This is a genomic window from Sphingorhabdus sp. YGSMI21 (genome assembly GCF_002776575.1).
Lineage (GTDB): Bacteria > Pseudomonadota > Alphaproteobacteria > Sphingomonadales > Sphingomonadaceae > Parasphingorhabdus.
On record NZ_CP022548.1, the window covers coordinates 2,558,622 to 2,577,904 of the forward strand.

Below are 19,283 nucleotides of genomic sequence, written 5' to 3' on the forward strand. Positions count from 1 at the left end.
TTGCTTGCCTCTCCCTCTGGGAGAGGATGAAATTATTCCGTCAGGCCGGCGCAGGCAGGCACCCAGTCCGCTTATGGGGATCTCACCAACCTTGGATCAGACCCCGGCCTTCGCTGGGGTGACGGAGGTCTTCGCCGGCTGAGATGTGCAAGATGTTTTGGGGCTGATGTCCAGCATCGTCAGTTCGTTCTCCGCTTTTGCGATACCGATCCGAACATTTCTCAAGTCATCCATCGACATAGCCGTTATTTTTCGGACTGGAGGCTGGCAGATTTGAGCGGCATTTTCGAATAAGATAATGATTTCAGATCCCCGCGTTGCCCAACTCATCTCAGAGTGCGCAATGTCGGATCTAAACTGAGCGAACGGCCTGAATGCGGTCAAGCGCATCTTCATCTTTTTAGCAAGCTTCGATGGATTTTCGTCTTGATCGAGCAGTTTTTCCATCTGATCGATTTTCTGAGAAAGCATCATTGCCGGTTTCTGGAACAGTGAAATCTGATTGAACAGCCATCGCTCCACAGATGCGCATTCAGCGATAATCTTGCTATGCAGAATATGTGCCTCATCCATATTGAATGTGGTTGAAAGCTCGCTCACGGCTTGGACCGCTTTGATATCGAGAGACATATCATTCATCGCGCATCTCTAGCGCAAATCATTGAATATATCCTAAACGACGGCAGGCACTTAGGCCTCCGTCAGGCCAGCGAAGTCTGGCATCCAGCCCGCTTATGGGAGTCTCGCTACCCTTGGTTTAGGCCCCGGCCTTCGCCGGGGTGACGGGTTGGACCGCAATCCGCGCAAAGACCCAGCCACCGATAGCACCTGCGAGCACTTGCGACAGGAAACCCATGGTCGACCGTGCGCCGCTGATCGGGATGGTCTGGAACACCATATACATGGCGCCCAGCGTGACGGCGATCGCGGCGGCTCCGGCAATCGGGTAGGCGACGCGCGCCAGATTGGGCAGAAAACGTTTCAACAGGGTGGCGATCAGAAAGCCGAGCAGCAAGGCAATGGCGATGATTGCCAGGTAGGCGACCATGTTGGACAGGTCGAACAGCGTCATGTTCAGGCGGTCGCCAAGGCTCACCGAAATATCGTGCATGGCGATGACCGCTTGAGAATTCAGCGCGGTCCCGACGACATAGGTCGCCAGCGCCGCCGCAATCAGCCCCAAAATCCAACGAACAAAGCGCGCCATGAAATTCTCCTGTCAGCGGCCCAGCCTAAAGGCTTTGCCGGGACTGGCAAGAGCTGAATTAGAGAGGCTGGCCAGACCGGATAAACTTGATAGACTGGGCGATCAAACAGGGGGCTTATATGCGAAACTTCAAGATCATCCTTTCCGTTGTCGCATTGGGCGCGCTGGCGGCCTGTTCGAACCAGGGGGCCTCGTCGAGCGGCACGAAGACCAGCGAAGCCGCTGGCCGTGTCGAGGCCGGGCCGGTCAATTACACGATCGAGACGGTGGCTGAGGGTCTCGACCATCCCTGGTCGCTCGCCTTTCTGCCCGACGGGGCCATGCTGGTCACTGAGCGCACCGGCAAGCTGAAGCATATTGCCCCGGACGGGACCGCAACGCTGGTCCATGATTTTGCCAGCGGCGAGGAATATCCCAAGGTTCACACCGCCGCCGGCGCGCAGGCAGGCCTGTTCGACGTGGCACTGCACCCCGCTTTTGCCGAAAATGGTCTGCTCTATATTTCCTATGCGGCCGATCAGGGTGACGGCACCAACACGCTGTCGCTGATGCGATTTGCATATGGCGAGACCGATGGCCAGCCACGGATCAGCAACGGCGAGCAGATTTTCGCTGCCGCGCCGAGCCGGATTCAGGGCAATCACTATGGCGCGCGGATCATCTTCCTGCCCGGCGGGACCTTGATGATGCCGGTCGGTGATGCTTTCCATTTTCGCGAGGAAGCGCAGAAACTGGACAATCATTTCGGCAAGATCGTCCGGCTGAATGACGATGGTTCGGTGCCGCAGGACAATCCCTTTGTCGGGAAAGAGGGCGCGCTGCCGGAAATCTGGAGTTACGGTCACCGCAATCCGCAGGGGGTCATTCTCGCGGCGGACGGTCGCGTGCTGGAAAATGAACATGGCCCGGCGGGCGGCGATGAAATCAACGAGATCAAGCGCGGCGCCAATTATGGCTGGCCGACGGCCTCTTACGGGCTGGATTATTCCGGTGGCCGGATTTCGCCTTATGAAGCGTTCGGCGGCACCGAACAGTCGCTGGTTCATTTCACGCCATCGATCGCGCCATCCGGCTTTGCGCAATATGCGGGAGCGGCCTTTCCGGAGTGGCAGGGTGATCTGTTCCTTTCGGCGCTGGCGCTCAAACATGTGCGCCATGTAGACATGAACGCCGACGGATCACTCGGAAAACAGGCGGAACTGTTCGGCGAGCTGGGCACGCGTTTTCGCGATGTCAGAGCCGGCCCGGACGGGTTTCTTTATCTGCTGACCGAAGACGAGAGCGGGCCGACCAGCAAGATTTTGCGGGTCCGGCCGAAATAGGCGCGCATCTCAGCTAGAAAATAGAATTGCCCATGCCGCCGTCGACCACCAGACTCTGTCCGGTGGCGTAACCCGCCATTTCGCTGCAGAACATCGCGACGAACATGCCCATATCTTCCGCGTCGCCGAAGCGTCCGACCGGGATCCGGACCTGTTTGACGAATTTGGCAACTTCCTCGTCATAGCTGGTGCCATTGGTCTCGGCCTGGCTGTCGAACATATCCCTGATCCCGTCCGTGTGATGCATGCCGGGGAGGATATTGTTGATCGTCACGCCATGTTTGGCGACCTGTTTCGCTACTGCAACCGTATAATTGACCAGAGCCGCACGCGGTGGCCCCGACAACACGCGCATCGCGGCGGGATATTTGGCCGCGCCGGTCGCGATATTGACGATCCGGCCCCATTTGCGCTCGACCATGCCGTCTATGGTTGCCTTGATGAATTCCACCGGGCTGAGCAGGGTCAGCGACAGGGCCTCCTCCCATTCCGCGCGGCCGACCGTGCGGAAATCGCCGGAGAAGGGGGGAGGCGAGCAGGTGGCGACCAAGATATCCGGACTGGGGCAGATGGACAGGATCGCCTCGCGGCCCTCGTCGCTGCTGTGATCGGCGACAATCGGCGTGATATTGGCGCCGGTTTCGCGGGCCAGCTCGTCGCACGTTTGCAGCAGCCGCTCCTCGCCGCGCGCGGTGACGTATAATTCGGTCTTTTCTCTCGCCAGTGCCAGAGCCGCCCCGCGCCCCAGTCCGGCGCTCCCGCCATTGACCAGCGCAATTTTGCCCGCAATTCCCAGATCCATATCGGCCTCTATTGTGAAAACTTGAGCGGCTGTTCTAGCGGGATCGTCGCGCCGTGCCGACTAGCCATTATGGGCAACGCCCAGCCTCAGTCTAGGCCATCGACATATACATGGCCGCCGCCAGCCCGAAGCCTCTCGGATCGCCGAGCAGGCCGGATTCCATTTTGTTCATGACATAGGAGAAGCACAGGCCCGCGTCCTGGTCGATGATCACCGACGATCCGCCATAGCCGCCCCAGAAAGCAGTATTGGCATTGGGGCTGATCGGCGTGGCCGGGTTGTTCAGGCCATAGCCCATGCCAAAGGTCAGCGGCAGGCCGAGCACCAGATCGGTGCCTTCGGTCTGTTTGTCGAATATCCGCTTCGTTCCGGCTTCCGACAGGATCGTCTTGCCGAAGGCCTGGCCGCCATTGGCCATGGCGGTCTGGGCGCGGACGATGCTGCGGGCATTGCCCTGACCATTGGCCGCCGGAATTTCCGCTTCGCGCCAGGCCCGTTTTCTCGGCTCGGTGGCGTCGACGCCGGGATTGGCAAAGGTTCGCCCGGCGATCGAATCCGGGTTGGGGGCAGGGCCGCTCTTCGGCGGCACCAGATTGGTGATGCGGCCGTCGAGCGATGCATCCGCGCCAATATGGAAATCCGCGCCGGTTGGCTCGGCGATTTCCTGACGGAAGAAATTGCCGATCGTCTGCCCGGTTACGCGGCGGACGATTTCGCCGATCAGATGGCCCTGGGTGAGGGCGTGATAGCCCGACTGCGTGCCCGGTTCCCACCACGGCTTCTGTTTGGCGAGAGCGGTGGTCATCCACTCCCAGTCGTAAAATGCGTCGCCCTCGATCTTCTCGTCCATGCCGGAGAGACCGGCACTATGGGAGAGAAAATGCCGGACTTCGACGTCTTCTTTGCCATTTTGGGCAAATTCCGGCCAATATTTGCCAGCTTTTGCATATAAATCGACATCGCCGCGGTCGGCGAGCAGGAGCAGCGACATGGCCGCCATCGTCTTGGTGCTCGACCAGACGTTGACCAGCGTGTCTTCCTGCCATGGCTGGGTGCGCGCCTCGTCGAGATGGCCGCCCCACAGGTCGACGACAAATTCTCCGTTCAGGGTGATCGCAACGGACGCGCCGAGATCGTCATGCTCGCTAAAATTATTGGCGAAGGCCGCTTTCACTGCTGCAAAGCGGGGGTCGCAGGTGCCATGTATCGGGGTTGTCATTGCTCTCTCCATCCTGATTTTAACTGCTTGGTTAACAGCTTGTGCGCGCGAGTCCAGTATCTTTAAAGCCGGTGCAGCGCAGCGCAGAGCACGAAATCACCCGGATTTTCTGTCTAATTTTCAGACGCTTGTGCATTTTTCGGCAATTTCCTGTTGCAAAGAACATTATAAGATATATCTTAAGAACATCTTAGATATAAAGAAAGATTAATAAATGAGACATGGAATGAAATTTGGAACCGGAGGCCCCGATGGGTCTGGACGTGGATCTGGCCGGGGGTCTGGCCGGGGCCGGGGCCGCGGAAGAGGCGGGCCGCCCGGCGAGAAATTCGCCCGGGCTTTCGCCCAGGCCGCCTTCGAAGGCGGCAAGGGCAAAAGGCGCGCCCGGATGTTCCGGCGCGGCGAACTGAAGCTGCTGACCTTGCACCTGATCGCCGAAGAACCGCGGCACGGTTATGATCTGATCCGTCAGATCGAGGAGCTGACCGGCGGCCATTATGCGCCCAGTCCGGGGATCGTCTATCCGACGCTGACCCTGATGGCGGAAATGGACCTGATCGACGAAAAGGTCGATGGCGACGGCAAGAAGATCTACTCGATCACCGAAGCGGGTTCTGCCCGTCTGGCCGAGGACGAGGCGCAGATCGCCGAGATTCTCGAACGGCTGGAAGGCGTATCCAAAATGGGCGAGGCCAGCGATGGCGCGTCCGTCCGCCGCGCGATGCACAATCTGAAAAGCGCGATCCGCATCCGGCTCGCCGAAGAAGAAAAGGGATCAGACAAGATCCTGGACGTCACCGCGATCATCGACGAGGCTGCGAGCAAGATCGAGCGGTTGAAATAGGTTACTGTCATCCCAGCGCAGGCTGGGATCCAACCCGCCTATGTGAGTCTCGCAGCCTTCGGTTTAGGCCCCAGCCTTCGCTGGGGTGACGGATCAAAGCTCGAGAACCATCTGGACATTGCACCGCGCATAAGGCGTGGGCCACAGATGATCAGCAGACAAATGTTGAAAGCCGCGCCGTTCGTAAAGACGGATTGCGGCTTTCAGTTCTGCATTGGTCTCGAGCCAGATGGCGTCCGCCCCCATAGCCGTCCCTTCCGCAATCAGCGCGTCCAGCACGGCCCGGCCAATGCCCTGACCACGCATATCTTTTTGCGCCGCCATTTTGATGACTTCCAGCCATTGCCGGCCATCCTGCGGGTCATGATGCGGGGGTAGGATCGCTCCCGCGCCGACTACCATATCGTCGAGAAGGGCAACGATGATCTGCCCGCCCTTGCCGAGAATAGATGCTTCCAATTCTTCCAATTGTTGACGGTCGCTGTCCTCGAGAACAAAATATTCCTCGATCCAGTCGCGGTTGAGATCAATGAAGGCCTGACGGTCTTCCTGGCGGTAGCGACGGGTTGTTACGGGCATCAGAATATCCCGAACAATATCACCGCCATGATCGTCCCGATCACCGGTATCACAACAGTCAGCGCGCCCACCGCGCCATAAGCATCCTTGTGGGTTTCCCCGCAAACCGCGCGGATCGTGGTCACGACATAGCCATTATGCGGCAGGCTATCGAGCGCGCCGGAGGAAATGGCGACCACACGGTGCAGCTCGTCCGGCTGCGCACCGACATCCATATAATGAGGCGCGATCAGGGGTAGGGCGATCGACTGGCCGCCCGATGCCGAGCCGGTGAGACCGGCGATAACGGTAACCGCAATGGCCGCGCCGATCAGCGGGCTACCCGGAATATTTTGCACCAAAATGAGCGCTTCCTGAAAAGCTGGGGACAATTTCGCTACGGAGCCAAATCCAACCACGGCGCAGGTATTGGTGATCGCGACAACCGCGCTGGTCGCGCCGCGCGAAAAGGCGTCCGGCATGGATTTCAGCTTCTGATAACCGACGATCAGGGCGACGACCGCGCCCGATCCCAGCGCCGCCACCAGCGCCCATTTATCAAGTGATTCCTGCGGCAGGATCGCCGACAGCGGGCCCATGTCCTGCGGATATTGGAAGATCAGAAAGATCGCGAGAACCGCGACCAGCGGCAGGATGCAGAGCAGGGGCGCAGGCAGATTGCTATAGTCGCTGTTCTGGTCATCCGTTTCGCGGCCGACAAAATGCTCGCCCCTGGCGACGGCACGCTTGACCATATGGTTGAGCCAATATTGCCCGGTAACCGCCATGAACAGCGCGATCACCAGACTGACCTGCCAGCCGGCATAAGCGGTGGTGCCGAGATATTCCATCGGGATCAGATTCTGGATTTCCGGGCTGCCGGCGCTGGTCATGGTGAAGGTGACCGACCCGAAGGCCAGCGCTGCCGGGATGAAGCGCCGGGGCAAATCCGCCTCGCGAAACAGATGCACAGCGAGCGAATAGACGCTGAACGACACGATGAACACGCTGACCCCGCCATAGGTGAGGATCGCGCAGGCGGCGACCACCGCGAGCACGGCATGTCTGATCCCGATCTTCTCGATCACCCAATGGGCGACGCTGGCGGCCGCGCCGCTGGCCCCCATGATCTCGCCGAATATCGCGCCGAGCAGGAACATGAAGAACCAGCTTTTAAAGAAGCCGACGAAGCCGTCCATATAGGCCGTCGCGAAATCAGGAGCGCCTGCAGCGGCCAGCGGTGGCAGCCAGGCAATGCCGCTGGTGAGCGCGACAAGTGCGGCGGCAACCGGCCCGGCGATCAGGATATTCACTCCCCGCACCGTCATCCAGATGAGCAGCGCCAGTCCGCCGATTAGACCGATTGTCGATAGCATATTGTCCCCCGAAACTTGACCGCTGCCTCATGGCAGAGGGCAAGCTCCGGGTGCAACTGCTAAAACCACCATCTTTAATGGACGGGCGCCGCCCTTATCAGATCAATTGCGCCCGGTTCTCGTCGCGGTGTTTCTTCAGATATTTCATAAACGGCGTGCCGCCTGTGCCGACCTCGGTATCATTGCCTTTGCCGTTTGACGCCTGCTTGTTGATATAGCTGGCCGCATATTCCAGATGGCGTGTGCGGAACCGCGCAACCTGCTCGACGCTGGCGTTGAAAGCCTTTCTGAGCGCCGCATCGCCGCTGGCGATGGCAAAATCCCGTAATCTGGAGTGTTCACGCAAGTCCTCGATGAAGCGGCGGTGCTGGACAGGCCGATAGGCGTGCAGTTCGTCGAGAAAACTGCGCAGAGGGTCATTGCCGTGCTGCACCTGGAACAAGGCGTCCATGCTGGGCACGATCGAGCTTTGTGATCCGGTCTGGCCGCGAAACGACTGGCCCTTGCTCTGATATTTCTCGACCCCTTCGTAGATCAGGCCGTCGGGCAGCGCCGGATTGTTCGCCCAGCCGTGGATATAGGGCCGCACACGCTGATAATAGATATAGGGATCACAGCGGTCCGGCATCCGGTCGAAGATCGCGTTTACCGCGTCCCAGTGGCTGTCCATTTCCTCAAGCAATGCCGTCGCTCTAGCGGTGTCTTCTGCACGGGCGGCTTCGACCAGATCGCAGGCGAGGCCGAGAAGCGGACCGGCCGCTGCCTCGATCGCGACATGGATCAGGACGAACCAGTTTTCATCCGCTCCGCCGCAGAAATTCTGCACCATATAGACATTGTCGAGCGTGATCGAGCCTTGCCGGTCCAGCCGCGCCCAATTGTCGAGCACATAGCCGCTATAGGGCAGCAACGGCGCCTGATCGAGCCGGTCGGCAACGGCCACCATCGGCCGGGCGAGATTGGCGGGCAGGGCGGTCGGCGGGTCGCTCTCGCCCCAGACATAAGCCTGCACGAGGAAAGAATAGCGGACCATCGCGACCCGGACCTGTTCTTCGGGCGCGTTGGCCGCCCAGTCGTCGAGGTCCAGCACCGGTAATTGTTCCAGCCAGTGTCGCACCCTGCCGGTGGTCATCAGGCCGGAGAGATTCTTCGCCGCCTGCACGATCGGGACAAAAATATCGGGAAGGTCAATATCGACAATTTCGAAATGCGAGAGAAATCCGCGGGAAGCGGACATATCATAATCGGACAATTTCATAAGGTCACCATTGGCGCAAGCGCGGGTTGGGCCGCTTGCTCAATGAGCGTGATGGTATCAAATGAAATCAAACGGGGCAAACCGATTTTCACGACCATCGGGAGACGCAACCGGTCGCATGTGGAAAGCGTTCTGGCCTGCAAATTTCCCCCGTTCAGGAACCATTGCCGGGCCAGCGTGTTCATTGGCTGACCGAACAATTTTCGAGGAGTGTCAAAATGATGATATGGGCAAGACAATTGGCGATCGCTGCGACTGCGGCGTTCAGCCTGACCGCATGCGCGCAGAATTATGCGGCTGAAGGAGCCGGAGCCGGTGCCGCAGCGGGCGCCGCGATTGGTGCTCTTACCGGTGGTGACGTGCTGGAAGGCGCTGCTATCGGCGCTGCTGCCGGTGCAGCCGGCGGCTATTTCATCGACAAGGATGATGGCTGCGACGGTTATGACCGCAACGGCCGTCTGGACGATGACTGCTATGGCAAGCGTGGCTATCCGCGGGATCCGAGATAGAATCACCAACTTTTGAGCCGGGGCGCGGTTTCACTGGCCTGCTACCGCGCCTTGGGCTAACGCGCGCCTATGACCGGCGCGTTTCCTGGCCTGCGAGAGCAACACCCCTGGCGGCATGAACTGCGCGTCACGCTGGCGCTTGCATGGCCGCTGATCCTTTCGAACCTGACCATGGCCCTGATTGGCGCCACCGATGTGCTGATGCTCGGCTGGCTCGGGGCCCGCGAACTGGCTGCGGCAACGCTCGGCTTCAACCTCGCGATGACTGCTGCGATCTTCTGCATGGGTCTGATCACCGCCTCGGCGCCGATGATGGCGACCGAAATCGGCCGTATGCAGCACAGCGTCCGCGATGTGCGCCGGACCTTCCGCCAGGCCCTGTGGGCTGCAGTGGCGGTGCTCATTCCCTTCTGGATCCTGCTCTGGAACACCGAAAGCCTGCTGCTTCTGTTCGGCCAGCAGCCTGATCTTGCCGCCATCGCCGGCACCTATATCAGCGCCTATATGTGGTCGATCCTGCCATTTCTCTTCTTCATCATATTGCGCAATTTCATTTCAGCACTGGAACAGCCGGTCTGGGCGCTTGTCATCAGCGTTGTCGGTGTATTGTCCAATGCCCTGTTCAACTATGCGCTGATTTTCGGCAAGTTCGGGCTTCCCGAATTCGGCGTCGTCGGTGCCGGGATCGGCAGCGTGCTGACCAATATGTTGATGTTCGGCGGCATGGTGCTGGTCGTCCTGCTGCACAAGCGTTTCCGCCGCTATCACCTGTTTGGCCGTTTCTGGCGCAGCGACTGGCCGCGCTTTCGCGCTATGTGGAAGCTCGGTTTGCCAATCGCCATTACCATGGGGCTGGAAGGCTCGGTCTTCGGCGTCGCCGCGCTGCTGATGGGGCTAATCAGCGCAGAATCCGTAGCCGCCCACGCCATCGCTCTGCAACTCGCCGGCTTGACCTTCATGGTCCCCATGGGGCTGGGGCAGGCCGCGACGGTGCGTGTCGGGATCCAATATGGCCGGAAAAACCGTGCCGGGGTCACGCGCGCGGGCTGGGTCAGTTTTGTCCTCGGCACTTCCTTCATGGCGGCTATGGCCCTGATATTCGTTCTGGCCCCCGATTTCCTGATCTCGATATTCATCGACGTGAGCGCTCCGGGCAATGCCGAGGTTGCGGCGCTCGCCGTGAGCTTCCTGGCGATTGCCGCGATTTTCCAGATCGTCGACGGTGCCCAGGTCGTCGGAGCGGGCATGCTGCGCGGCCTGCACGACACGACGATGCCGATGCTGTTCGCCCTGATGGGTTACTGGTTCATCGGCATCGGTCTCGGTGCCGGCCTGGCCTTTTGGCAGGGCTGGCAGGGGGTCGGCATCTGGACCGGTCTCGCCGGCGGACTGAGCGTGGTCGCGCTACTGATGCTGGCCCGCTGGATAATGCGCGAAAGACTGGGATTGCTGCCGTTCCTCAATGCGAAGGAATAAGCGGTCGAACCTAGCTGGCAGGAGCCGTGGACTCCGGTGTTTCCGCAGCCTGCAGGATCAATTCTCCCAATCTCGCCTCCAAAGGCGCGATCGTTGTCGCATCCGCCTTTGCTGCTCGCAAGATTTCGATGCTGGTCGACAGGCTGTTGATCTTTGCCTGCAGCTGATAATTCTCGTTCATCATCGTGAAGCGCTCCTGATTGGCAGAAGCTGTCATGAGCGATTGCAGCCCGGTGCCGAACGAGCAGGCCTGATGATATTCATTCACCGTGCGTATCATCTCGTCCACATTATATTCGTAGATGCTTTTGGCCCTGTTCCCGGACATTTTTCCCAGAATTTCGGCTCTCTTCACGTCGATCGCATTGGTTATCGCCGTCGTCAGCTGGTTTTTCCAGATATTGGCGTTGAGATGGTCGCGGCTACTGCTGGTAAAGGCAGCGCCTCCCGACAGGATCGATTTCGCCAGATCGCCCGTGACGATCGACGATATCGTGGAAAGTCCGGTGGTCATGATGCCCAGGCCGGCGTTGGTGGTCGCCTCATTGGCAAAAATTCGTCCTTTCTCTATCGTGCAGATATCCTGGGAACGCTTGATGAGCACATCCTCCAGGCGGTTTCTGTAATAGGTATGGACGTCCTTCGCTTGCACCGTCGTGGCCGCGACAGGAGCGGCTGGTACAGCCACCTTCGGGGGCTTGGCAGGAGGCGGGGCCGGTTTTGCCACCGGCTTGGGGGCAGGCGCATACAGGCCGTTGCTCTGGAACATGACAGGCATTTTTTGGGGCAATATATAACCCGCCGCGACTTGATATGCCGGCTCCTTATCCATCGGGAATTTGAAACAGGAGAGGTTTATCGCGCCTTTCCAGCTCGTGGTATCGCCATAGACAAGTCCGCACGCGTCTTTCCATGTTCCGTCATCGTCCCGGTCATAGGAAGCAACCATATTGGGATTGATTCGCGCCTTGCTACCCAGTGTTTCGCCTACTGTGGTGCATCCGGTGATACTTAACGAAACAAGCAAAATAACTAAAGAATTGCTGCGATTTTTCACTCTCATTATTTGATTCCCCCTATAGCCAGTAATAGCGTCCCGTCCGGAACCTATCATATTTTCCGATGATACCGAATTTCTTCTTTCGAGTACGCGCGCGAGTAGTAGCCGGTAGCGCTGGCTCAGTCAGGAAAACAAAGGAGAGCCGGAGTCCTGCTGCCCGCGCTGTTCCAGCGAAATCAGGTCGGAACCGAGTGCTCCTTTCCGCATCAGGACAATTGCGTATGTCGGCCGTTTTTCCGCCCCGTTAATGGCCTCGGTCAGAAACCAGACAGGAACGGAATGACATGAAAAATTTACTGAAACGGGCGGTGGCCGCCACGGTACTTGCCTTCGGCCTGAGCGGAACGGCAATGGCGGGATCAAGCGACGGCAAAATCCAGATCAAGGCCTTGGCCACGCTGGTTGCCCCGGACGGAAAGATAACCTCGGTCGAACTGGACGATATCGGGCTGCCCGCCGGCACACAGACCAAGGCCGATGACAATTTCGTTCCCACGATCGCCGCCGAATATTTCTTCACGCCCAATATTTCATTGGAAACCATCTGCTGCGTCACCCAGCATGATGTGACCGGGACCGGACCTGTCGATGGCGCGGGACTGGTGTCGAACGCCAATATAATCCCGGCGACGCTGACCGCGAAATATCATTTCGGCGACGGTAGCGGGTTCAAACCCTATGTCGGCGCCGGTCCGACCTATTTCATCTTCATTGATGAAAAAGCCGGCGACACCGCCAAAGCGCTGGGCGCAACGCGTCAGAAGATGAATGACAAGATCGGTTTTGCCCTGCAGGCCGGCTTTGATCTGCCGCTCAACGACAGGGGGCTGGGCCTCAGCGTCGATGCCAAACGCTATTTCGTCAATACAACGGCGCGCTGGTATGCCGGCGACACCGAAGTTCTGAGGACCCGCCACCGGATTGACCCGTGGGTGATCAGCGCCGGCCTGGCCTATCGTTTCTGAATGTCGGTCAGGTCAATCGGGACGGGGATGGCCGGGAAGCTCTGCTTTCCGGCCATCTGCATTATCAGGTGCATGATGGGCTAAAAGGGCAGCAGCCCCTGATAATCGGCCAGGCGATAGCCGTTTTTCAAACGCGCTCCAGACTTGAGCAGAAAAAAGTGGCTGACGATTTCAGCCTGCTGCTCGATGCCATAGTCAGCGAAGGGCTTGCCTGGCCGCAGTTCATAATCATAGCGGCAGAACGGATGTCGCGCCAAGGGCAGGAATACGCCCTGCTGATGTTGCCAGACATGCACCATTTCGTGGATGAACAAGGCCTGGATATTCTGCGATGACCCGCAGAAATCATCGCAGAACAGATTGCTTTTCGGATGAAACCAGAGATTGCCGTCCGGCGCCATCGTTACCCTTGGGTTCTGGAACAGCCACCATTTGCGGTTGAAGACCCTTACCCTGTCATAGTTGATCGCTTGTCCGAACACCGACAGGCACAAATTGACTTCGGATCGGGTCAGCGCACGGCCTGTCACCGCGACGACTTATTCTTCGGTCACCGGAGCGGGATCACCGACTTTCCTGACCACGGCATCGATCTCGATGCGGTCATCGTTGGAGTAGATCAGGGTCATGGTCAGCAGGCCGCGCTTTTTCGAGCCTTCACCCACGCCCCAGATCATCAGATGCTTGCCGCCGGGTTCCAGCTTGACCGTTTTGCCCGCCGGGACGGGAATGGATGTGAGCTTTTCCATGCTCATCATGCCATTTTCCTCGGTCGTCTCGTGCATCTCCAGGCGCAGCACATCATCGGAGGTCACGCCGACCAGTTCCACATCGACACGGCCCCCGTGCAGATCCATATAGCCAGCTGACGGATTGCCTTCCACAGGGGACAGGTTGACCACCGCCTTGTCGGCATAAAGAATATCTCCCTGGCCGCAGGAAGCGAGTAATAATGATGCGGATGCTGCGAGCATGATAGAGAGCTTGTTCATTGTGACACCTCGTTAAACCGTTGTAATTCTGTCCCGATATGGGTGTTTTCCGTTGATTTTTCAAATGTAGGAGGACTCATGTCTTGTGCCAAGGAAAATGCCACCTATATCGCTTGACGAAGCCGTACGCGGTGCCACTTGAACAGGGCCGGGCGGCAATTTTGCTAATGTTAGAAAATTGATTGAGGGATTTATGGGTAAAGTTATCGGAATTGATCTGGGCACCACCAATAGCTGTGTTGCCGTTATGGACGGCGGCAAGCCGAAGGTTATCGAAAATTCGGAAGGCGCGCGGACCACACCGTCCGTCGTTGCATTCACCAAGGATGGCGAGCGCCTGATCGGCCAGCCGGCAAAGCGTCAGGCTGTCACCAATCCGGAAAGCACGATCTTTGCGGTGAAGCGCCTGATCGGCCGCCGGTTCGATGATCCGATGACGAAGAAAGACATGGAACTGGTCCCTTACGAAATCGTCAAGGGCAGCAACGGTGACGCATGGGTGAAAGCGGGCGGCGAAGATTACAGCCCGTCGCAGATTTCTGCCTACACGCTGCAGAAGATGAAAGAGACAGCCGAAGGCTATCTCGGTGAAACGGTGACCCAGGCGGTCATTACCGTTCCGGCCTATTTCAACGACGCCCAGCGTCAGGCAACCAAGGACGCCGGCAAGATTGCGGGCCTTGAAGTGCTGCGTATCATCAACGAGCCGACCGCTGCGGCGCTGGCTTATGGCCTCGACAAGAATGACGGCAAGACCATTGCTGTGTATGACTTGGGTGGCGGTACGTTCGATATTTCGATCCTCGAAATCGGCGACGGCGTATTTGAAGTGAAATCCACCAACGGCGACACGTTCCTCGGCGGTGAAGATTTTGATGCCAAGCTGGTCGAGTTTCTCGCCGCTGACTTCAAGAAAGCCGAAAGCATTGACCTGACCAAGGACAAGCTCGCGCTGCAGCGCCTCAAGGAAGCTGCCGAAAAAGCGAAGATCGAGCTTTCCAGCGCGCAGACGACCGAAGTCAACCTGCCGTTCATCACCGCGGACCAGAACGGACCGAAGCATCTGGTCAAGTCGATCAGCCGCTCCGATCTCGAAAAGCTGGTTGGCGATCTGGTCAAGCGCACGCTTGAACCATGCAAGAAGGCTCTGAAAGATGCCGGCGTCGAAGCCAGCGAGATCGACGATGTCGTGATGGTTGGTGGGATGACCCGCATGCCGCTGGTGCGCGAAACCGTGCAGAAATTCTTTGGCAAGGAACCCCATGTCGGCGTCAACCCGGATGAAGTTGTCGCCATGGGCGCGGCCATTCAGGCTGGCGTTCTGCAGGGCGACGTCAAAGACGTCCTTCTGCTCGACGTGACGCCTCTGTCGCTGGGTATCGAAACCCTCGGCGGTGTCTTTACCCGCATGATCGACCGCAACACGACGATCCCGACGAAAAAATCGCAGGTCTACTCGACCGCTGATGACAATCAGCAGGCCGTGACGATCCGCGTGTTCCAGGGCGAGCGTGAAATGGCGGCGGACAACAAGATGCTCGGCCAGTTTGACCTGGTCGGCATTCCGCCAGCACCGCGCGGTGTGCCGCAGATCGACGTGACTTTCGACATCGATGCCAACGGCATCGTCAACGTGTCTGCGAAAGACAAGGGCACGGGCAAGGAACAGCAGATCAAGATCCAGGCTTCCGGTGGTCTGAGCGATAGCGATATCGACCAGATGGTTCAGGATGCCGAGAAATTTGCGGAAGAAGACAAGAAACGGCGTGCCGAGGCGGAAGCCAAGAATAATGCCGAAAGCCTTGTCCACACCACAGAGAAGCAGCTCGAAGAGCATGGCGACAAGATCGATGCCGATCTGAAAGGCCAGATCGAAGCTGCACTGAAGGAAACCAAGGAAGCCATCGAAGGTGGCGATCCCGACGCGATGACGGCGAAATCCGAAGCGCTGGCACAGGTTTCCATGCAAATGGGTCAGAAAATCTATGAAGCCGAGCAGGCTGCTGGCGGTGACGCCGGTGATGCTGCTGCCGCAGATGCGGCGGCCAAGGCCGATGATGATGTGGTCGATGCCGAATTCTCGGAAGTCGACGACTCTGACGACGACAAGAAAGATGACGCCAAGGCGGCTGAGTAAAGACCGGGACGTCGTTCCCGTGCAAGATGGAACCGCCGGATCTAGGTCCGGCGGTTTCGGCTTGCCGGGGTGCGACGGTCCTTCCGCTTTGGGGGAAGCATGAGTATGGCATCCGAAATCGATTATTATCAGCAGCTAAACGTTTCGCGTGATTGCGATGGCGCGACGCTTAAGTCATCCTATCGCAAGCTGGCGATGCAATGGCATCCCGACAAGAATCCCGGCGACGCGGCAGCGGAAGCCAAGTTCAAGTCGATCAGCGAAGCTTATGATGTTCTGAAAGATCCGCAAAAGCGGGCGGCCTATGACCGGTACGGGCATGAAGCCTTTACCAACGGCGGCGGCAATAATGCCGGCGGTGGTGGCGGCTTTGGCGGAGCGGCCTTCAACGATATCGGCGATATTTTCGAGACGATTTTCGGTGGCGGTGGCGGCGGCGGTTTCGGCGGCCAGCAACAGCAGCGCGGCCCGGCGCGCGGTGCCGACCTGCGCTATGATATGGAAATCACGCTGGAAGACGCCTATCATGGCAAGCATACCGAAATAGAGATTGATGTCTCGGTAAGCTGCGACGAATGCGACGGTTCCGGAGCGGAGCCGGGTACCGGCGTCCAGCGGTGCGGAACCTGTCACGGTCACGGCAAGGTCCGGGCCCAGCAGGGATTTTTTGTCGTTGAACGGACCTGCGCCAGTTGCCAGGGGCGCGGCGAGGTTATCGAAAGTCCGTGTCACATCTGCTATGGCGAGGGCAGGGTCGACAAGCCGCAGACGCTTGAAGTGGATATTCCCGCCGGTGTCGATACCGGCACGCGAATCCGGCTCTCCGGCAAGGGCGAAGCGGGCGCCCGTGGCGCGCCTCCGGGTGATCTCTATATTTTCATCCATTTGATCCGGCACAATATTTTCGAGCGGGAAGGCACGACCCTTTTTACCCGCGCGCCGATCAGTTTCACGCTGGCGGCTTTGGGCGGCGAAATCACCATTCCCGGCCTGGACGGCGAAAAACATGCCATCCGGATCCCGGCCGGTATCCAGAGCGGCAAGCAGATCCACCAGCGCGGAGCCGGAATGCCGGTGCTGCGCGGGCGTGGCCATGGCGATATGGTTGTCCAGATCGAAGTCGAGACGCCGACCAGATTGTCCAAGCAACAGCGGCAGATATTGCGCGAGTTCCAGGCGACCGAAACCGGCGACGAAACGCCGAATTCAACCGGATTTTTCGGTAAATTGAAAGATGCCTGGGAAGATTTGACCGAATAGCGTTGGCCAGAGGCGCGGCTCCGGGCGGCCGACCATGCGCGCGTTCAGTGAGCCGGCCGGGAAATCGTCCCGGCCAGGCTTCCGCCCCCATCTTGGCGAAATGCTTCGCCCGAACGGGACGCCGCCTATATCGCGGGTATTGTGGAGAAAATCTTGCGGGTCTGCTCGACGATGATTCCCGCATTTTCAAATCCGCGCCGGGTAAGCGACAGATTATCGCGCGCGAGATCGAAACAATCTTCTTCTTTCAGGTCATAGGCGCAGACGATGTCGTCATTCACCAACGCTGTCAGATAGCGCAAAACCGACGTCCGGCTCATCTCGAGCTGCTTGGCGATCGCGCTGGAATCTATGGGAAGATCGTTGATCTCGTGGCTGTATAACAACAATATTATATCCCAGAACTTGTTGGTGAAATATTGTTCGTTGAACAAAGCGCTACGATTTTTTCTAGCCAGCACTATTGCCGCAATATCGATTTTCACGTTGTTACAATTAGTCGGAAAAATCCGTTCGATTTCAGAAAGCATGTTTTGTGTTCTTTTTCATTAAATATGGCATTTGAATATCTTCTTACCGGTTCTTCATCATCCACGCACGTCACGTTGCTGCGTGACGCATATAAAAGGCGCCTGAAAGCCAGTAGTTCCGGGGCTTTTGCGAGATTTCCGGAGCTATGGCTTTTTTGTCCTATGCAATCATGACGCAGCATTTATAAATGCATGGCCGAATTGTTTTTCCGGACCCGTCGTCCGGTCTGGTGGCTATCTCTGGAAATCAATCCGGCTGGAAATATGTGGTAAGCCTATGGTTTATAATTACAGCCCGCTCAGGGAGGGATTTTCAGTCTCCTCGCAACTGAATGAATTGTCTCATCAGTTGATGGCCAAAGGCGTGAAGGCCTTGTCCTATCACATCACTCCGCCATTTTACTCGCAGGTGTCGAAACGCGCATCCGTATATCATTTCGGTTATCCCGAAGAGATCGTCTCCACTTATCTGGACCCGGCGTTCATGGAAACCGATCCTATTCCGGATCATGTCATGGCCATTGGTCACGCGATGACCTGGCAGCAGGCCGTCGCCGACCAGAAGCTCAATGACAAGCATCAGGGGTTTCTGGATAGAGCGAGGGAACTGGGATTCAAGGACGGCATTTCCGCGCCACTGTTCGGGCCAAACAGCAGGAATTCCTATTTCTCGATGAATTTCGGCCGGCACATGACGGTGGATGACGAGGCGATCATCGCGCCGCTGGTCGGTATCGCCCAATCCTGCCATCGGCGGATATGTGCCATCATCAACCAGAGCGGCGAGGACGAACCGCCGCTGTCCGAACGGGAAAGCCAGGTATTATACTGGATATCCCGTGGCAAATCCAATTCGGACATGGCGATCATCCTGGATATCTCGCAGGCGACGGTGGACTCCTATATCCGGCGCCTGTTCAAAAAGCTGCAGGTCAACGACCGCATATCCGCCGTGATCGTCGGACTGAGTAATTCCCTTATCAAATTGATGTAATCTCCGGCTGCGACCGCTTGCATCCGGAAGCGGGGCTCCGGAGGCCGTCGATGCGGGAGCCACGTCCATCCGGGACGGGGGCGCCCGTGGGCTTTGCATGTTGTGAGGGAGAGTAAGCGGGTCAGGAAGGGACCAGCCAACCTGACCCGCTGAATTGATGTACACTGGCCGGCATCTTCACCGCTCTAGATTGGCCTGGGTGGGAAATGGGCCAACCGATTGGGAATATTCAGCTCAATCATCAATCTGACCTAAGAACGGCGAGAGCCAGGGAGGATTAACCCCAGGCACCAAAATTAATTGCCGGGCCGCAATCCGGAGCGGCTCTCCGTTGTCTTGCAGCCCGGTTTCCGTCAGGAGGAAAAAGCGGTTGCCGCTTCCACAGTATTCATGAAATCGCGGAACAGCAGCCATTTTTCGTCTGCCACGGTGATGACATGGACGAAGTCGGACTCGATATCCCTGCCGGTGGACCGGGCGGTCAGGCGCAAATGGCCGGTGACGACGACCTTGTCGCCCTCGCAGATAAATTCTTCCGGATCGAACTGGTGGATGTCGACGGAGGACAGCACCGTTTCGAAAAAGCCGCGCGCCTCCCCGAGCCCGTCATAATTGCCGGCATAGGGAATGACTTCCGGGCCGTAAAATTCGATCCGGACATCGGGGTGCAGCCATTTGACGATGCTGTCGACATCGGCCGCGCCAAAGGCGGCAAAGACATTCTTGGTTACATCAATCGGGGCGATCATAGAAATTCTCCACTGGATAAGGGGA

Annotated in this window: 21 protein-coding genes; 8 read left to right on the top strand and 13 right to left on the bottom strand. The window is 58.1% G+C overall.

Annotated features, from left to right (window positions below):
* Positions 1 to 96 precede the first annotated feature (96 nt).
* Positions 97 to 639, bottom strand: coding sequence for a hypothetical protein (locus CHN51_RS12385; protein WP_100094290.1), 543 nt, complete (start codon positions 637 to 639; stop codon positions 97 to 99).
* Positions 640 to 757: 118 nt separating this feature from the next.
* On the bottom strand, positions 758 to 1,207 hold the full coding sequence (locus CHN51_RS12390) for a hypothetical protein (RefSeq protein ID WP_100094291.1): 450 nt from the start codon (positions 1,205 to 1,207) through the stop codon (positions 758 to 760).
* 119 nt (positions 1,208 to 1,326) lie between these two features.
* Here CHN51_RS12390 and CHN51_RS12395 point away from each other — a divergent pair, with 119 nt between their 5' ends.
* Positions 1,327 to 2,529: a PQQ-dependent sugar dehydrogenase gene (locus tag CHN51_RS12395; protein ID WP_123906314.1), complete on the top strand. Its 1,203-nt coding sequence runs from the start codon at positions 1,327 to 1,329 to the stop codon at positions 2,527 to 2,529.
* Between the two features lie 13 nt (positions 2,530 to 2,542).
* Here the strand turns inward: CHN51_RS12395 and CHN51_RS12400 are convergent, their stop codons facing one another.
* Positions 2,543 to 3,331, bottom strand: coding sequence for an SDR family oxidoreductase (locus CHN51_RS12400; RefSeq protein WP_100094293.1), 789 nt, complete (start codon positions 3,329 to 3,331; stop codon positions 2,543 to 2,545).
* Between the two features lie 91 nt (positions 3,332 to 3,422).
* A complete protein-coding gene (locus tag CHN51_RS12405; RefSeq protein WP_206169895.1) occupies positions 3,423 to 4,550 on the bottom strand; it encodes a serine hydrolase domain-containing protein in 1,128 nt (375 codons plus the stop codon).
* Between the two features lie 226 nt (positions 4,551 to 4,776).
* Here CHN51_RS12405 and CHN51_RS12410 point away from each other — a divergent pair, with 226 nt between their 5' ends.
* Entirely contained in the window at positions 4,777 to 5,394 is a 618-nt protein-coding gene (locus CHN51_RS12410) for a PadR family transcriptional regulator (RefSeq protein WP_240616718.1), read from the top strand.
* A gap of 93 nt (positions 5,395 to 5,487) precedes the next feature.
* Here the strand turns inward: CHN51_RS12410 and CHN51_RS12415 are convergent, their stop codons facing one another.
* The 4 genes from CHN51_RS12415 to CHN51_RS12430 form a co-directional block, all read right to left on the bottom strand.
* Positions 5,488 to 5,973 (bottom strand): GNAT family N-acetyltransferase, encoded by a 486-nt coding sequence (locus tag CHN51_RS12415; RefSeq protein WP_100094296.1) that lies wholly within the window; start codon positions 5,971 to 5,973, stop codon positions 5,488 to 5,490.
* Complete coding sequence (locus CHN51_RS12420) at positions 5,973 to 7,328, bottom strand: GntP family permease (protein ID WP_100094297.1); 1,356 nt, start codon at positions 7,326 to 7,328, stop codon at positions 5,973 to 5,975. The genes CHN51_RS12415 and CHN51_RS12420 overlap by 1 nt, the downstream gene beginning before the upstream one ends.
* Before the next feature lie 97 nt (positions 7,329 to 7,425).
* On the bottom strand, positions 7,426 to 8,586 hold the full coding sequence (locus CHN51_RS12425) for an indoleamine 2,3-dioxygenase (RefSeq protein ID WP_100094298.1): 1,161 nt from the start codon (positions 8,584 to 8,586) through the stop codon (positions 7,426 to 7,428).
* A complete protein-coding gene (locus CHN51_RS12430; RefSeq protein WP_100094299.1) occupies positions 8,583 to 8,771 on the bottom strand; it encodes a hypothetical protein in 189 nt (62 codons plus the stop codon). Before CHN51_RS12430 ends, CHN51_RS12425 begins: the two co-directional genes overlap by 4 nt.
* Positions 8,772 to 8,804: 33 nt before the next feature.
* Here CHN51_RS12430 and CHN51_RS12435 point away from each other — a divergent pair, with 33 nt between their 5' ends.
* Together CHN51_RS12435 and CHN51_RS12440 are read left to right on the top strand one after the other, a co-directional pair.
* On the top strand, positions 8,805 to 9,095 hold the full coding sequence (locus CHN51_RS12435; RefSeq protein WP_173203174.1) for a YMGG-like glycine zipper-containing protein: 291 nt from the start codon (positions 8,805 to 8,807) through the stop codon (positions 9,093 to 9,095).
* A gap of 69 nt (positions 9,096 to 9,164) precedes the next feature.
* Complete coding sequence (locus CHN51_RS12440; protein ID WP_100094300.1) at positions 9,165 to 10,571, top strand: MATE family efflux transporter; 1,407 nt, start codon at positions 9,165 to 9,167, stop codon at positions 10,569 to 10,571.
* A gap of 10 nt (positions 10,572 to 10,581) precedes the next feature.
* Here the strand turns inward: CHN51_RS12440 and CHN51_RS19790 are convergent, their stop codons facing one another.
* Entirely contained in the window at positions 10,582 to 11,634 is a 1,053-nt protein-coding gene (locus CHN51_RS19790) for a hypothetical protein (RefSeq protein ID WP_164089159.1), read from the bottom strand.
* A 281-nt stretch (positions 11,635 to 11,915) separates the two neighbouring features.
* Between CHN51_RS19790 and CHN51_RS12450 the strand changes: the two genes are divergently transcribed.
* A complete protein-coding gene (locus CHN51_RS12450) occupies positions 11,916 to 12,596 on the top strand; it encodes an OmpW family outer membrane protein (RefSeq protein ID WP_100094302.1) in 681 nt (226 codons plus the stop codon).
* Between the two features lie 80 nt (positions 12,597 to 12,676).
* Here CHN51_RS12450 and CHN51_RS12455 read toward each other — a convergent pair whose 3' ends face one another.
* Both CHN51_RS12455 and CHN51_RS12460 read right to left on the bottom strand, forming a co-directional pair.
* The gene (locus CHN51_RS12455) at positions 12,677 to 13,126 is read right to left on the bottom strand and encodes a vgr related protein (RefSeq protein WP_100094303.1); all 450 of its coding nucleotides are present in this window, start codon (positions 13,124 to 13,126) and stop codon (positions 12,677 to 12,679) included.
* Positions 13,127 to 13,135: 9 nt separating this feature from the next.
* Positions 13,136 to 13,588, bottom strand: coding sequence for a copper chaperone PCu(A)C (locus CHN51_RS12460; RefSeq protein ID WP_100094304.1), 453 nt, complete (start codon positions 13,586 to 13,588; stop codon positions 13,136 to 13,138).
* A 193-nt stretch (positions 13,589 to 13,781) separates the two neighbouring features.
* Between CHN51_RS12460 and dnaK the strand changes: the two genes are divergently transcribed.
* Together dnaK and dnaJ are read left to right on the top strand one after the other, a co-directional pair.
* The gene (gene dnaK / locus CHN51_RS12465) at positions 13,782 to 15,725 is read left to right on the top strand and encodes a molecular chaperone DnaK (RefSeq protein WP_100094305.1); all 1,944 of its coding nucleotides are present in this window, start codon (positions 13,782 to 13,784) and stop codon (positions 15,723 to 15,725) included.
* 105 nt (positions 15,726 to 15,830) lie between these two features.
* Positions 15,831 to 16,985 carry a molecular chaperone DnaJ gene (dnaJ, locus tag CHN51_RS12470; RefSeq protein ID WP_100094306.1) on the top strand — a complete coding sequence of 385 codons (1,155 nt, stop codon included), beginning with the start codon at positions 15,831 to 15,833 and terminating at the stop codon, positions 16,983 to 16,985.
* Between the two features lie 125 nt (positions 16,986 to 17,110).
* Here the strand turns inward: dnaJ and CHN51_RS12475 are convergent, their stop codons facing one another.
* Complete coding sequence (locus CHN51_RS12475) at positions 17,111 to 17,515, bottom strand: hypothetical protein (RefSeq protein ID WP_100094307.1); 405 nt, start codon at positions 17,513 to 17,515, stop codon at positions 17,111 to 17,113.
* A gap of 277 nt (positions 17,516 to 17,792) precedes the next feature.
* Here CHN51_RS12475 and CHN51_RS12480 point away from each other — a divergent pair, with 277 nt between their 5' ends.
* Positions 17,793 to 18,509 (top strand): autoinducer binding domain-containing protein, encoded by a 717-nt coding sequence (locus CHN51_RS12480; protein WP_100094308.1) that lies wholly within the window; start codon positions 17,793 to 17,795, stop codon positions 18,507 to 18,509.
* Between the two features lie 353 nt (positions 18,510 to 18,862).
* Here CHN51_RS12480 and CHN51_RS12485 read toward each other — a convergent pair whose 3' ends face one another.
* The gene (locus CHN51_RS12485) at positions 18,863 to 19,258 is read right to left on the bottom strand and encodes a nuclear transport factor 2 family protein (RefSeq protein WP_100094309.1); all 396 of its coding nucleotides are present in this window, start codon (positions 19,256 to 19,258) and stop codon (positions 18,863 to 18,865) included.
* Between the last annotated feature and the right edge of the window lie 25 nt (positions 19,259 to 19,283).